This window comes from Streptomyces sp. LE64 (genome assembly GCF_052606915.1).
On record NZ_CP199708.1, the window covers coordinates 6,358,034 to 6,372,335 of the forward strand.

Sequence of the window (14,302 nt, forward strand, 5' to 3'; positions counted from 1 at the left end):
CGGTCCGCAACCGTCCCGAGGGCCGCAGACGGGCCTTCTCGTCGCAACAGGCCCACCGGAACGTCGAATTCCGCTACACAGCGTTGCAGTCCGGGCACATGCGGGGGTTGAACGGTGGACCATCGTCACGCACCGAAAGGGCGATGGGCGAAACGTGAAATGCGTCACATGTGTCTCCGTGGCGCTCGTCGGGTGGAGGTCGACGCCCGTTCGGGTGGCTCCGACGGGGCGGCCCCGTGTGGCTCCTTGCCCGGACCGTCCATCCCTTATGGAGTCCAAAAGTCAGAAAATAGGAAAAGTCGGTACGGGGGCCGTGCCGCCAGCCCCGCGCGCACTCCGCGGTCCGCGCACCCGGCCGACCCGCGTAGTGACGGGAAGCGGTTCCATGACCTCGCGCCAACCCCTCCACCCCCTGACCGCCCCCCGCGTCCGATGCGCGCTCGCGGTCGGTGCCACGCTGTTGCTCGGCGCCGCGGCCACCGCGTGCGCCGACCCCGATCCGTCGGACGGGCGCGATGCGCCCCGACGTTCCGCCCCGGCCCGTTCGCCGGCGCCCGCTCCGCCGACCGCCGTCGCCGAGCGCGGCTTCACCCTGGTGGCCACCGGTGACGTCCTGCCGCACGACTCGATCATCCGTCGCGCCAGGGCCGACGCGACGGGCGAGGGCCATGACTTCGCGCCCATGCTGGCCGGGGTCCGGCCGGTGATCGCCGCGGCGGACGTCGCCCTCTGCCACATGGAGACGATCTACGGTGCGGACGGCGACTACACCGGCTATCCGGCGTTCAAGTCCCCGCCCGAGGTGGCCGCCGGCCTCCGGGCCACCGGCTACGACTCGTGCTCGACCGCCTCCAACCACACCCTCGACGACGGTGCCGAGGGGATCGCCCGGACCCTGGACGCGCTGGACCGGGCGGGCGTCAAGCACGCCGGCTCGGCCCGCACCGAGCGCGAGGCCCGCACCCCGGCGTGGTTGTCCGGGGGGACGGCCAAGGTCGCCCACCTCGCCTACACCTTCGGGACCAACGTCAATCCGCTGCCGGACGACCAGCAGTGGGCGGTGAACCCGATGGAACCCGAACTGATCACCTCGGACGCCCGGGCGGCCCGGGCGGCCGGTGCCGACGTGGTCGTGGTCTCCCTGCACTGGGGCACCGAGTGGCAGGAGGAGCCCGACGAGGACCAACTCGCCCTGGGGGAGCAGCTGACCGCCCTGCGCACCGACGGGCGCCCGGACATCGACGTGATCGTCGGTACCCACGCCCACGTCCCCCAGGCGTACGAGAAGGTCAACGGGACGTGGATCGTCTACGGCATGGGGGACCAGGTCGCGGGCGACATGATGAACTACGACGGGGAGTGGGACGCCCGGGGCAACGAGGGCAGCATCGCCCGCTTCACGTTCGCGCCCCCCGTCCGCCCGGGAGCCCGCTGGGAGGTCGCCAAGGCCGAGTTCCTCCCCCAGTGGTTCGACACCGCGCGGGGCCGGGTGGTGGACCTGACCTCCGCCGGGATCGAGGAGGGCTCGCGCGCCGCCGCTGTGCGCGAACGGGTCCGGGAGGTCGTGCTCAGCCGGGGTGCCGCCGGGGACGGCCTCACCATGGGGCGCTGAGGCGGAGGTGGGCTCACTCCTGCGGGCGGTCGGCCAGTTCCGAGCGCCGGTAGGAGTAGCCGAAGTAGACGACCATCCCGACCGCGAACCACACGGCGAACCGGACCCAGGTCTCCCACCTCAGGAACGTGATCAACCAGAGCGAGAAGACCACGCCGAGCGCCGGGACCACCGGCATCCCCGGGGTGCGGAAGGTGCGCGGCAGGTCCGGGCGGCGGTAGCGCAGCACGATCACCGCCACGCAGACCACCACGAAGGCCAGCAGGATGCCGATGTTGGTCAGTTCGGCGGCCTCGCCGATCGGGAGGAAACCGGCGATGCCGGCCGAGGCCGCCCCCACGATCCAGGTCACCCGGGTGGGCACGTGCCGGGTCGGGTGCGTCGCGGCGAACCACTTCGGCAACAGGCCGTCGCGGGACATGCTGTAGAACACCCGGGTCACCCCCAGCATAAACGTGAACATGACAGTGAGGATGCCGATGATCGCGCCCATCGCGATCACGTTCGCGAGCCCGTCCAGCCCCACCGACTCGAACGCCGTCGAGAACCCGCTCTCCTGGTCGATGTCCCGGTAGTCCTGCATGCCCGTCAGCACCAGGCACGCCGCGACGTACAGCACCATCGCGATGGCCAGCGAGTACAGGATCGCCCTGGGCATGTGGCGCCGGGCGTCCTTGGACTCCTCGGCCGCGGTGCTCATCGCGTCGTAGCCGAACACCGCGAAGAACACCGTCGCCGCCCCGGTGAACGCCCCGCTCACCCCGTAGGGGAAGAAGGGGTGGTAGTTCGCCGTGTCGATGTGGAAGACCCCCACCCCGATCACCAGGAGCACCACCAGGACCTTCAACACGACCACCACGGTTTCGAAGCGGGCCGCGCTGCGGATGCCGCGGTTCAGCAGCCAGGCGATCAGCAGGCACAACACCGCCGCGAACAGGTCCACCCGGTGACCCGCTCCCGTTCCCGGTGCCCCCAAGGCCCAGGCGGGCAGCTCCGCACCGGTCTGTTCGACCAGGAAGCCGAAGTACCCGGAGATGCCGATGGCGACGACCGCCACGATCGCCGTGTACTCCAGCAGCAGGTCCCAGCCGATGAACCACCCCGCCAACTCCCCGAGCACCGCGTACCCGTAGGTGTACGCCGAGCCCGCCTTGGGGATCAGGCCGGCGAACTCCGCGTACGAGAGCGCGGCGCAGGCACTCGCCACCCCGGCGATCAGGAAGGACAGCAACACGGCCGGTCCCGCCGTGCCGTTGGCGACGGTACCGGCCAGGGTGAAGATGCCGGCGCCGATGATGCCGCCCACCCCGATGGCGGTGAGCTGCCACAGGCCCAGCGAGCGCGCCAGCCCGGGGCCGGCCCCCTCCTCGGTCTCCTCGACGTGCTCGATGGGCTTGCGGCGCAGAACGCCCTCGCCCCTGCGCGGTACGGCCACGGTCTCGCCCCTTCGGCTCCGGTCGGGCGGCGGACGGCCGTTCGCACCGGCCGCGCACCGCGGTCCTGCCGCCCCGGCGGGGGCGGCGACGCGGCACCCGACCTCCGGGCGGACGACGCCACTGTGGCGAGCGTTCCCGGACGCGGGAAGCAGGCGCACCCGGCGCCCCGTCCGTGTGACCCGCATGCCGGCGCTTTTGGAGTGCACGCCCGCACCGGGGCGTACGTCCTGTGGTTGTGCGCCCTCGTCGCACCGTGCTCCCGGCCCGCTCCGACGGGAGCGCCGTCACCCGGGGATTCCGCGCGTCGCCCGCGGGACGGGCCCGTGCGCGTGGCAGACTGCGCACCGCGGACCGGTCCGTCCCGCCCCGCTTGCTCCCATCGGGTGCATTCGGACGGCGCTCCGGGGGCGGTGATCCACCCGTGGGGTCCGCCATGCGACGGATTAGTCATGAAAGATGATCGGACGACTCCTGCGCGCCGAACACTGCTCCGTGCCGCCGCGGCCCTCGGAGCCGCCGCCACGGCGGGCTGCTTCTCGGTGGACCGGGCGCGCACCCCCGGTGGCGCTGCGGCGACCGCGACGGCGGCCCCGGCCCCGGGACCCCCGGCCATCGCCCCCCTGAAGCCCTCGGCGTACCGGCTCCAACCCCTCACCGGGTACGGGCCCCCGCCCCGCACCCGCCCCCTCGCCAAGCCCGCGGTGCGCCGGGCTCCCATCCTGAGCTGGGACGACGGGGGACGACGGAGCATGGTCCTCACCTTCGACGACGGCCCCGACCCCGCCTACACCCCCGACATCCTGCGGGTGCTGCGCGAACACGAGGTTCCCGCGGTGTTCTTCGTCTGCGGCGAACAGGTCCGGTGGAACAAGGGCCTGACCCGGCGGATGGCCGACGAGGGCCACGTCATCGGCAACCACACCTGGAGCCACCCCCTGCTGCCCTCGCTCGGCCGGAACGCGGTCCGCTCCGAGATCGCCCGCACCAGCGACATCGTCGAGCGCACGGTGGGAGCGCCCCCGCTGTGGTTCCGTGCCCCCTACGGAGCCTGGAACCGCGCCGTCTTCGAGATCGGCGCCGACCTCGGCATGGAGCCCTTCGCCTGGACCGTCGACACCGTCGACTGGGACACCCCCGGCACCGCCGCCATCACCCGGGCGGTCCGCGAGGGCGCGGAGCCCGGGGCGGTGGTGCTCTCCCATGACGCGGGCGGTGACCGCTCCCAGACCGTCCGGGCGCTGCGCGTCTGGCTGCCCGAACTGCTCGCCGGAGGCTACGAGATGGTGCTTCCGGACCGGGCCGCGCTCTGAGCCGCGGTCCCGGGTTGGAGCCACCGGCCCGGGACCGCGCGGCCTCAGCGGACGTCGACCATGCGGGCGAACACCACGACGTTCCCGTCGTACCCGTCCTGCTTCGAGAACCCGCCGCCACAGGTGATGACCCGCACCTCCGGGTACCCGGTGTCCCCGTACACCACCTCGCCGGGGAAGTCGTGCTTCTGGAAGACCTCGATCCCGTAGATCTCGAACACGGCGGTCTTGCCGTCCGAGCGCCGCACCTCCACCTTGTTGCCCTTGTTCAGGGCCCCCAGGCCGTAGAAGACCGCCGGGCCCCGGGTGTTGTCCACATGGCCCACCACCACCGCGGTTCCCTTCTCGCCGGGGGTGACCGCCCCCGAGAACCAGCCCGCGAGGTTCGGATCCTCCGGCGGCGGTGCGTCCACCCAGCCCTCCGCGTCCAGCGCCACCGGCATCATCGGGGCGTCCACCCGGATCGCGGGGATCGCCACCCGCTCCGGTCTGGCGAAGGGCAGCGCCGTCACGTCCCTCCCGGCGACCGGGGTGGGCGCGGGTCCGCGACGGTCCGTCGCCGCGGCGGTGGCCGGCTGCGGCGGACCCGTGTCGAACTCGCCCGACCCGTTCCGCATCAAGGCGAGACCGGTCAACAGCACCAGTGCCATCACGCCCCACGGTGCGCGCTTCTTCGGCCGCTCCGGTTCGAACGGCTGGGACGCAGACATGGCCCTTCCCCTCTCGACGTGATCCGCTCGCGACCGGTCGCCCGTCGATGCGTACGAGAAAACTAAGCGCGGGGGGCACCACCTGCGACGCGACGACGGCGAACGGGTGGTGGACCGCCCGAGGCGTGAGCCATCCGAGTCGCCACCGCGCGGAAATTTCTGACACTTCGTGACCTGCGGTGATGGCGGATCGTGTGCCGTCTCCCGATCGGCCCGCTCACCGGGACGGCGGAGCGTCGACATGCGCGCCCGCGCACGCCCCGTGAGGGTCGGTTGCGGAGGCGCTCGCGTCGACCGACCGGGGACCGTCACCCCGGGGCGCCCCGCGGAGGATGTCCATGCGTAGCTTCCGTGCCCTGGTGGTCTCGGCCGCCGTGGTGGCCGCACTCGGGGGCGCCGCCCCCACCGCGACCGCCGGGAACGACCAGAACAACAACGGCCACAACAGCCATGACGACAACGACCAGATCGGTGACATCACCGCCCACCCGAGCGTGATCGCGGCGGGCGGACGGCTCACGGTCACGGTGGACGGGCGCTCGTGCGGCAACGGATTCATCGAGTCGCCCGTCTTCGAACGCACCCGGCTGACCGGCCTCGGCCGCGACGACCGGGACGGACGGGGCACCGCCACCGCCACCGTCACGGTCCATCGGTTCGCCTCGGCCGGCTCCCACGGGATCACCGCGGAGTGCGACGGACGTCGGCACACCCGCCCGCACGCGTTCACCGTGATCGGCGGCGTGCGCGGAGGACTCGGCGGCAGCAGCGAGAGCGGAGCCACCCGCACCGACATGGCGATCGGCGGCGGCCTCGTCGGGGTGGCGGCGATCGGCGGCGGCTTCTTCTGGATGCGACGCCGGGCCGAGAACCGCACCTGAGACGCCCCACCGGGCCCCCGCCGCCACGGTCCCGGCCCGCCGGCCGGGACCGTGGCGGTCCCACCGGTGGGCCGCCCGCCGGCGCACCGGCCCGCCCCTCAGGAGGGCCCCTCGTCGGCCCGACGTCGGGAGGCGTACCAGGCCGAACCCACCGCGCCGGCCACCAGCGCCGCGCCGAGCCCGATCTCGCCCAGGTCGAAGCCGGCCACGGTGCCCCCGGTGCCGGCCCGCACCCCGTACTGCTGGTGCTCCGGCTGCGCGGGGTGCTCCATCGGGGAGTGCCCCGCGATGGTCAGGTGCACCGTCCGGCTGGCACCGTTCTCGCAGCTGAACGTCAGCGCGTACGAGGCGCCCGCGCGGGCGTCCCCGTCCACCGTCACCGACCGGGAGCGCTCGCCCTCGCGCAGCCGCACCGCGTCGAAGACCCCCGCGGTCACCCGGGTCTCGCCCGTGCAACCGGAGGCCCGCAGCGTGAGTCGCCCGCCCGCCGCGATCGTCGTCGGGGCGGCACTCGCCTCGAACCGACCGTGCTCGGCGTCGCGGTCCTCCCCGGAGCCCCGGTCCTCCGCGGTCGCATGGGGAGCGGCGAGGGCGAGGGCACTGGCGACCAGTGCGGTGCCCGCCAGCGCGGTGGCCGAGGCGAGGCGTATCGCGCGCATGATGACCTCCGGTCCCGAGGGGCAGCCGCGGACCTGTTCCGCTGGTGTCGGTCGTGCGCCTCGTTGCCCGCCACGCTAGGGACGCCCCTCCCGGGCCGCGATCGGTGTCGGGCGAACGGGGCACGGCCGTGGGCCGCACGGGGGAACCACGGCCCGTTGGCCTCACTCGTGCGGGGGACCGGACGGGCGCGCCGCCCAGGGCTCCCGCCCCGGCCGTGCCCGGGGCGGGAGCCCGCACCGATCAGGGGCCGAGCTTGGGGAACAGGCTCAGGAACGGCTCCCCGCCGCTGGCCACGCTGCGACCGTACGGCGTGTCGAAGTCCCACACCAGGAACAACAGGAAGGCGATCAGCACCGAGAACAGTCCGGCGAGGACCAGTTCGCGGGCGGTACGTCGGATCTGGAGCGCGAACATCATCCCGAGGGTCACCACCGCCCCGACGATCAACCCGAACCACACGACCCCGGGCATCGTGGGCTGGGCCGCCTCCCCGCGTCCGGTGCGCGCCTGGTCGGCGATGGTCACCTGGTCCATGAGCGGCTGGTACGCCTGCGCCTCGAAGTCGGTCCGCGGCTGGTAGTCGGTGACGTCGTGCCGGATGCGCTCCATCAGGGCGTCGCCCCGGTCGGTGAGCCCGCCGGTGTCCACCATCTTCTTCCACTCGACGTCGATCACGTGACCGACGTAGGCGTTGACGTCGGCCCGGATGCGGTCGCGCACCTCGGCGGGGTAGACCCGCACCCGCTCGTGGACCTCGTGCAGCGCCCGGGCCTCGGCGTGCACGTGCTCCTCCGCGGCGCTGCGGGCCTCCCACACCCCCGCCATGGCCAGGCCCAGGACGATGGCGTACACCACGCCGATCATCATGGTGATGTACTCGATCACGTCGGGGGTCTCCGAAGGATCGTCATCGACCCCGATCCGACGGTGCTGGACGAAGGTGACGAGGACGATCACCGTGCACACGGCGACCATGGCGAGAGCGAGAACAAGCCATTCCGGCATCGGATATTCCTCCGGGGGTCAACGTGGACGCAGTGCGGCGACGGCGAGGACCGCGGGTGCGGTGATGAGCAGGGTCAACGAGACGAGCGAGGGGCCGTGGCGGACCGGCGCACGCCGGGCCGTGGGCCGGTACTCGGGGTACGCCACCTGCGGGGGAGCAGGTCGCGCCGCAGGGGTGGGTCCGGGGCTCGGTGGCGCGATCCGTTGCGCGGGCGCGTCGGGAGGTGGGGCCGGCCGGACGGGGTCGGGGGCCGGCTTCGCGGCGGGCCGGGGACTGGGCGGTGGCGCGGGCGCCGGCACCGGGGCGGCGGGCGCCCGGGACACGGGTGCCGGGGGAGCGGGCGGGGAGGACGGTCGTGGCTCCTGTCGAGGGGGAACGGGCGGAGGAGTGGGCGCGGGGGGCGGTGTCGGGCTGGGCACGGGCGTCCGGCTGGGAGCCGGCGTCGGCGTGGGGCTGGGCGCGGGCGGGGTGGGATGCGGCGAACAGGAGGACGCGGTCCCCGCGACCGCCATCGCGCTCCCCTCACCGGTGGATGCGGAGGCGCACGCGGTCAGCGGAGTCAGCGCCGCGGCGGGTGCGGTGGTGACTCCGGCGAGTGCGAGGGGGGTCAACACCCTTATCAGCAGGGCGGACCAGGTCCGTCGGTATCCGTACACCCCTCTGATCATGGAGGGACGGTCCCGACCTGGGGCTTCGCGAGAACATGAATACTTCGAACGGGTGGTATGAAGGTCAGTTCGGTTGACGAACGCCCTCGCGCATGGTTCACCCCCTACCGATGGCGTGACTTTTTTCGCACGGTGTTGAACGCCGCCTCCTCACCAGGACGTACATAAGTCGAGAGCGGGACTGAGGAACTGCTCAACACCCAAACAAAAAAGGGGAGTTGGCTATGAGAACCTGCCGGAGCGCCGTACTGGTCGGCGCGGTGGCAGCCACGCTGACCCTGATCGCGGCGTGCGGCCAGGGCGGGGTCGAGGGGTCCGCGGACGGAGGGAACTCCGGCGTGTCGGTGACCGCCGGCGGGGCGGAGGGACACGAGCCCCTCAGAGCGAACGGATCACCCGGCGGGGCCGAGGGCTCGGGCGGCTCGGGGCAGGGCGGCGCGCAGGCCGCGGGGCAACTCTCCGTCCGTGCGGACGCGTCGCTCGGCGACCTCGTGACCGACGACGCCGGGTTCACCCTCTACCGCTTCGACGAGGACAGCGCGGAGCCGCCGAAGTCGACCTGCGTCCACGCCTGCGTCACCGCCTGGCCGCCGGTCCTCGCGGAGAACACCAGCGCCGCGAGCGGTATGGACGCCAGCCTGCTCGGCACGCTCACCAGGGCGGACGGGACCCGGCAGCTCACCCTCGCCGGCTGGCCGATGTACCGGTTCGCCCAGGATGCGAAGGCCGGTGACGTCAAGGGGCAGGGGGTCGGCGGGACCTGGTACGCCGTCAGGCCGGACGGTCGACCGGTCGCCCAGTAACGTCCGGCCGCTCGCGGACGCAGACGCAGGTGAGGTCCGTGCGCGGGGTGCGCCCGGGCCTGGCGAACGAAAGGCTGCGAGACCGCCCCGGGGGCGGTGGGACCGACCCCCGTCCCCGAGGTGGTGGACGACCGACCCCCCGCCAGCGGCACGTGCCGCTGGCAATGACCGAGAACGGATCGCGAATTTCCTCATCGGCTCGCCCCCTTGGCCGCCGATCAGTAGCCTCGGCTCGAACACCGGCCGGACGACGACGCGTAGGAGACTGCGATGGACCGCCCTTCGTGGGCCCCCCAGGGCATTGACATCACGGTGCCGAGCGTGTCCCGGATCTATGACTTCTACCTCGGAGGTTCGCACAACTTCGAGGTGGACCGGGAAGCTGCCCGTCAAGCCATGCAGTTCATTCCCGCCATCCCCAAGGTGGCCCAGGCGAACCGGGCGTTCATGCGCCGGGCCATCGAACTGGCCGTCGCGGACGGGGTGACGCAGTTCCTCGACATCGGTTCCGGCATTCCCACCTTCGGAAACGTCCACCAGGTCGCACAGAGCGCGGACCCCGCGGCCCGGGTCGTCTACGTCGACCACGACCCGGTGGCCGTCGCCCACAGCAAAGCGGTCTTGGCCGAGAATGAACAGGCCGATGTGGTCGGTGCGGACCTGCGCCGTCCCCGTGAGATCCTCACCTCCGAGCCCGTGGGGAAGCTGCTCGACCTCGACCGGCCCGTGGCGCTGCTCCTCGTTTCCGTGCTGCACTTCGTGCAGGACGCCGACGACCCGCACGCCGCGGTCGCGCAGTTGGGGGACGCACTCGCCCCGGGAAGCCTGCTGGCCGTCACCCACGGTTCATACGAAGGGATGAGGATCGCCGCGGAACGGGCGGAGGGGACCGTGGACGTCTACAAGAGCACCCGCAATCCACTGGTCATGCGTTCTCGCGACGAGATCGCGCGGTTCTTCGAGGGATACGACATGTTGGAACCCGGGCTCGTGCCGTTGCCCCACTGGCGGCCCGAAACCGATCCGAACGAGGCGGACCCGTCGCTGTTCGGCGGATTCGTCGGGGTGGGACGCAAAGCGTGAGCACCGAGCCGGACGGGCCGGAGGACAGAGCGCGCAGATTCGCCACCATCTGGAGCCGCACCCTCTACCCGGTGACCGCGACGTCCTGGACCCGCGTCGAGTTCGAGCGGGCGCTGCTGCCGCTCGCCCGGCGACTGCGGGACGCCCTGCACGCGCGCACCTTCGACGCCGCGGAGGGCAGGGCGGTGGGCGCGGCCCTCGTCGAGGCCCACTGCACCGACCCGGAGGCGCTGAGCCGCACCCTCGACGTGGTGGAGGCGTACCTGGTGCTGTACTGCGGCGGCGACGGCCCCCCGGACGGGCTCCGGGCCCGCTCGGCGCGGCTCCAGCACGCCGCGGCAGCCGGGTTCGCGCACGCCCTGCGCGAGCGCACGCTGGTCGAGCAGGAGGCCATCTCCCGGGCCGCGCTCGCCGCGCGGAGCATGGTCGCCGAGGCCCTGCACGCCAGCGAGGCCAGGTTCCGCGCGGTCTTCGAGGGCGCGGCCATAGGGATCTGCATCGCCGACCTCGACGGCGTGGTCCTGGAGGTCAACGACGCCCTGGTCCGCATGTTCGGCAGCGGGGAGCGGCAACTGCGCGGTCGGCCGCTCGTGGAGTGGACCCATCCGGACGACCCCCCGCACGTCTGGCAGCTGTACGCGGAACTGATCCGCGGCGAGCGGGAGCACTACCGGGTGGAGAAGGCGTTCCAGCGCCCCGACGGCACCGCCCTGTGGACCAACCTCACGGTCTCCCTGCTGAGGGACGCCGACGGGCAGCCGCAGTACCAGCTCGCGCTGATCGAGGACACCACCGAGCGCCGTCTGCTCAACCTCCGGTTGCGCTACGAGGCCACCCACGACGCCCTCACCGGGCTGCCCAACCGCACCCTGTTCTTCGAGCGGCTGGAGAAGGCGCTCTCCGCGGGGGAGGGGCAGCGCTTCGGGCTCTGCTACCTCGACCTGGACGGATTCAAGATCATCAACGACAGCCTCGGGCACGCGGCCGGGGACCGGCTGCTGGTGGAGGTCGCCGACCGGCTCCAGGCGTGCGCCACCGCCCCCGGCGAGATGGTCGCCCGGCTCGGCGGGGACGAGTTCGTGGCCCTCACCACCGGCCCGGACACCCAGGACGCGGTGGACGAACTCGCCGGCCGCATCCTCACCGCGCTGGCCACCCCCATCCTGGTCGACGGCCGCGAACTGTCCGTGCGCGGCAGCATCGGCATCGTGGAGGGCCCGGCGGGCGAGCGGGGCGCCGCCGAAGTGCTGCGCAGCGCCGACATCACCATGTACCGGGCCAAGTCGGCGGGCGGCAACCGCTACGAGATGGCCGACGAGGAGGCCGACGCCCGGGCCATCACCCGGCACGGTCTGACCACCGCACTGCCCACCGCCCTGGAGCGCGGCGAGTTCTTCATCGAGTACCAGCCCCTGGTCCAACTGGGCGACGGCAGCGTCAGCGGTGCGGAAGCCCTGGTGCGCTGGTCGCACCCGCAGCACGGGGTGCTCGGTCCCGACCGCTTCATCCCGCTCGCCGAACGCACCGGACTGATCGTCCCGCTCGGCCGCTGGGTGCTGGAGGAATCGGTGCGCCAGGCGTGCCGCTGGCAGGCCCGGCACGGCGCTCCGGCCGGTCCGCTGCGCGTCAACGTCAACCTCTCCCCGTGCCAACTCACCCACCCGGGACTGGTCTCCGACACGGTGGAGATCCTCGAACGGGCGGGCCTCGCCCCCGCGGCACTCTGCCTGGAGGTCACCGAGTCGGCCCTGATCGGCGCGGACGACGACCTCCTCAAGCCCTTGCGGCGCCTGGCCGAGATGGGCGTGGACATCGCCCTGGACGACTTCGGCACCGGCTACTCGAATCTCGCCAACTTGCGTCGACTGCCCGTCAGCGTCCTCAAGCTGGACCGCTCCTTCACCCAGGGCATGCAGCAGTTCCCCGCCGATCCGGTGGACCTCAAGATCGTCGAAGGCATCGTCTCGCTCGCCCACAGCCTGAACCTCGCGGTGACCGTGGAGGGCGTCGAGACCGGGGCCCAGGCCGAGCAGCTGCGGGAGCTGGGCTGCGACACCGCGCAGGGCTGGTACTACGCCCGCCCCGGTCCACCGGACCGACTGCACGAACTCGCCCTGGCGGACGCCACCGGCTGAGCACACCCCCTCGACCGGGGTCGGCAGGCTCCTCGTCCCCGGGCCGCCGCCGCGTCCCCTGCGGCACCCTGCCGTCGCGGGCAGCGTGATCGGCGTGCGCTCGCCCGAGGAGGCACGGCGCCATGCCCTCCCCCACGCCGCGGACGCGCCCGAGGGGCGGACCGTGCGGCCCCGAGGGACACCGGGCGGTGTTCCGGCCCGGAACCGGGGGACGCGGCTCTCCGCGGCCGCCCCGCCGGACGCGGAGGCCCTCGGGGGTGCGCACACCCGCCCCCGGCGACGCGGGGGCGCCCCGCTCAGCGTCCGGCGGTGGCCTTCCGCTCCAGCAACAGCCGCTGGAGTTCGCGGGCCGCCCGGGGCGGGGCCACGTCGCTGCGGTGCGCCAGGGCGATCGTCCGGTGCAGCCCGGGGTGGGAGAGCCGACTGACCCGTAGGCCCAGTCCGGGACGGGTGGCCACCATCCGGGGGACCACCGCGACGCCGAGCCCGGCCCGGACGAAGCCGAGGACCGCGTCCAACTCTCCGCCCTCGACCGCGAACTCCGGCTCGAAGCCCTGGGCGCGGCAGGCGCCGACGGTGAGTTCCCGCAGGTCGTAGCCGTGCCGGAACATCACCATGGGCTCGCCCGAGAGGTCCGTGACGCGCACCTCACCGCCCTGCCCGGGGGCGGGCAGCTCCGGGGAGGAGACCACGACCAGCTCCTCCCGCAGGATCTCCACCGTGGTCAGCGCCGGCGAGGGGGAGGGCAGCGGCAGCACCACCAGCGCCAGGTCCAGCGCTCCCCGGGCCAGCTCGCGGACCAGGTCGTGCGAGCCGCCCTCCTCGATGTGCAGCCGGATGCCCGGGTAGCGGTCGTGGAAGGCCCGCAGCACCTCCGGCAGCAGGCCCGTGCACAGGCTCGGCGTGGCGCCGAGCCGCACCCGTCCGCGCCGCAGCTGGGCCAGTTCCTGCACCTCGTGCCGGGCGGTGTCGGCGTCGGCGAGGATGCGCCGGGCCAACGGGAGCAGGGCTTCGCCGGCGTCGGTCAGGGTGATGTTGCCACGGGCCCGCAGGAACAGGTCGGCGCCCAGCTCCCGCTCCAGCGCCCTGATCTGTTGGGACAGCGAGGGCTGGGCGACGTGCACCACTTCGGCCGCGCGCGTGAAGTGCCGGGTCTCGGCAACGGTGACGAAGTAGCGGAGCTGCTGCAACTGCATGGGACCAGTGTACGGGTGCCATAGCGGATGGCTATCAAAATGAGCTAACCCATGTCTTGGACCGATCGGAATCGGCCCCGTAGCGTGCTGTGGCATGGCTCTGGCAACACGGACGGATCGACGGCCGTCCATGACGCGCACGATCTGGGACTCCACCGTCGGCAAGAAGACCGTGATGGCGGTGAGCGGTCTGATCATGCTGGGATACCTCGTCGCCCACATGATCGGCAACCTGAAGATCTTCTTCGGTACGAGTTCCTTCAACGAGTACGCCCACTGGCTGCGCACCCTGGGCGAGCCGATCCTGCACTACGAGTGGGCGCTGTGGATGCTGCGCGTCGTCCTGGTCGTCGCGGTGGTCGCGCACGGCGTCTGCGCCTACCAGCTCAGCCGCCGGGACATCAGGGCACGCCCCGCCCGCTACGTCCACAAGAAGGCCCGGGCCAGCTACGCCACCCGCACCATGCGCTGGGGCGGGATCATCCTGGTCCTGTTCCTCGTCTGGCACATCCTCGACCTCACGACCGGCCACGCCCACCCCGGGGGCTTCGAGAAGGGCCGCCCGTACCAGAACGTGGTCGACACCTTCTCCACCTGGTACGGCAACGTCGTCTACATCACCGCCGTCCTCGCCCTCGGCCTCCACGTCCGCCACGGATTCTGGAGCGCGGCCCAGACCCTCGGCGCGGGCAGCAGGTCCCGGGACCGCTTCCTCAAGACCTCCGCGAACGCGCTCGCACTACTGCTGACGGTCGGTTTCGTCTCCGTCCCCGTCGGCGTCATGACCGGATTGGTGAGCTGA

Annotated in this window: 13 protein-coding genes; 7 read left to right on the forward strand and 6 right to left on the reverse strand. The window is 72.6% G+C overall.

The window, feature by feature from the left end:
- The first annotated feature begins 385 nt into the window (after positions 1 to 385).
- Positions 386 to 1,612, forward strand: a complete 1,227-nt coding sequence (locus tag ACSMX9_RS28260) for a CapA family protein (protein WP_445398238.1) — start codon at positions 386 to 388, stop codon at positions 1,610 to 1,612.
- Between the two features lie 13 nt (positions 1,613 to 1,625).
- Here the strand turns inward: ACSMX9_RS28260 and ACSMX9_RS28265 are convergent, their stop codons facing one another.
- Positions 1,626 to 3,047: an amino acid permease gene (locus ACSMX9_RS28265; RefSeq protein ID WP_445398240.1), complete on the reverse strand. Its 1,422-nt coding sequence runs from the start codon at positions 3,045 to 3,047 to the stop codon at positions 1,626 to 1,628.
- A 450-nt stretch (positions 3,048 to 3,497) separates the two neighbouring features.
- On the opposite strand from ACSMX9_RS28265, the gene ACSMX9_RS28270 reads away from it, so the two are divergent.
- Positions 3,498 to 4,358 (forward strand): polysaccharide deacetylase family protein, encoded by an 861-nt coding sequence (locus ACSMX9_RS28270; protein ID WP_445398242.1) that lies wholly within the window; start codon positions 3,498 to 3,500, stop codon positions 4,356 to 4,358.
- A 44-nt stretch (positions 4,359 to 4,402) separates the two neighbouring features.
- On the opposite strand, the gene ACSMX9_RS28275 is transcribed toward ACSMX9_RS28270, so the two are convergent.
- Positions 4,403 to 5,068 (reverse strand): class F sortase, encoded by a 666-nt coding sequence (locus tag ACSMX9_RS28275; protein ID WP_445398244.1) that lies wholly within the window; start codon positions 5,066 to 5,068, stop codon positions 4,403 to 4,405.
- 338 nt (positions 5,069 to 5,406) lie between these two features.
- Here ACSMX9_RS28275 and ACSMX9_RS28280 point away from each other — a divergent pair, with 338 nt between their 5' ends.
- Positions 5,407 to 5,949: a hypothetical protein gene (locus ACSMX9_RS28280; RefSeq protein ID WP_351241759.1), complete on the forward strand. Its 543-nt coding sequence runs from the start codon at positions 5,407 to 5,409 to the stop codon at positions 5,947 to 5,949.
- A gap of 98 nt (positions 5,950 to 6,047) precedes the next feature.
- Here the strand turns inward: ACSMX9_RS28280 and ACSMX9_RS28285 are convergent, their stop codons facing one another.
- The 3 genes from ACSMX9_RS28285 to ACSMX9_RS28295 form a co-directional block, all read right to left on the reverse strand.
- The gene (locus tag ACSMX9_RS28285; RefSeq protein ID WP_445398246.1) at positions 6,048 to 6,608 is read right to left on the reverse strand and encodes a hypothetical protein; all 561 of its coding nucleotides are present in this window, start codon (positions 6,606 to 6,608) and stop codon (positions 6,048 to 6,050) included.
- Between the two features lie 241 nt (positions 6,609 to 6,849).
- Positions 6,850 to 7,614, reverse strand: a complete 765-nt coding sequence (locus ACSMX9_RS28290; protein ID WP_445398248.1) for a bestrophin-like domain — start codon at positions 7,612 to 7,614, stop codon at positions 6,850 to 6,852.
- An 18-nt stretch (positions 7,615 to 7,632) separates the two neighbouring features.
- The gene (locus ACSMX9_RS28295; protein WP_351241765.1) at positions 7,633 to 7,761 is read right to left on the reverse strand and encodes a hypothetical protein; all 129 of its coding nucleotides are present in this window, start codon (positions 7,759 to 7,761) and stop codon (positions 7,633 to 7,635) included.
- Between the two features lie 746 nt (positions 7,762 to 8,507).
- On the opposite strand from ACSMX9_RS28295, the gene ACSMX9_RS28300 reads away from it, so the two are divergent.
- From ACSMX9_RS28300 to ACSMX9_RS28310, 3 genes are all read left to right on the forward strand, one after another.
- Entirely contained in the window at positions 8,508 to 9,086 is a 579-nt protein-coding gene (locus tag ACSMX9_RS28300; RefSeq protein ID WP_445398250.1) for a hypothetical protein, read from the forward strand.
- Positions 9,087 to 9,356: 270 nt separating this feature from the next.
- Positions 9,357 to 10,169, forward strand: a complete 813-nt coding sequence (locus tag ACSMX9_RS28305) for an SAM-dependent methyltransferase (RefSeq protein WP_445398252.1) — start codon at positions 9,357 to 9,359, stop codon at positions 10,167 to 10,169.
- Positions 10,166 to 12,304: a putative bifunctional diguanylate cyclase/phosphodiesterase gene (locus ACSMX9_RS28310; RefSeq protein ID WP_445398254.1), complete on the forward strand. Its 2,139-nt coding sequence runs from the start codon at positions 10,166 to 10,168 to the stop codon at positions 12,302 to 12,304. Before ACSMX9_RS28305 ends, ACSMX9_RS28310 begins: the two co-directional genes overlap by 4 nt.
- Before the next feature lie 296 nt (positions 12,305 to 12,600).
- On the opposite strand, the gene ACSMX9_RS28315 is transcribed toward ACSMX9_RS28310, so the two are convergent.
- Complete coding sequence (locus ACSMX9_RS28315) at positions 12,601 to 13,500, reverse strand: LysR family transcriptional regulator (protein WP_351241772.1); 900 nt, start codon at positions 13,498 to 13,500, stop codon at positions 12,601 to 12,603.
- Positions 13,501 to 13,594: 94 nt separating this feature from the next.
- Between ACSMX9_RS28315 and ACSMX9_RS28320 the strand changes: the two genes are divergently transcribed.
- Positions 13,595 to 14,302 (forward strand): succinate dehydrogenase, encoded by a 708-nt coding sequence (locus ACSMX9_RS28320; RefSeq protein WP_445398256.1) that lies wholly within the window; start codon positions 13,595 to 13,597, stop codon positions 14,300 to 14,302.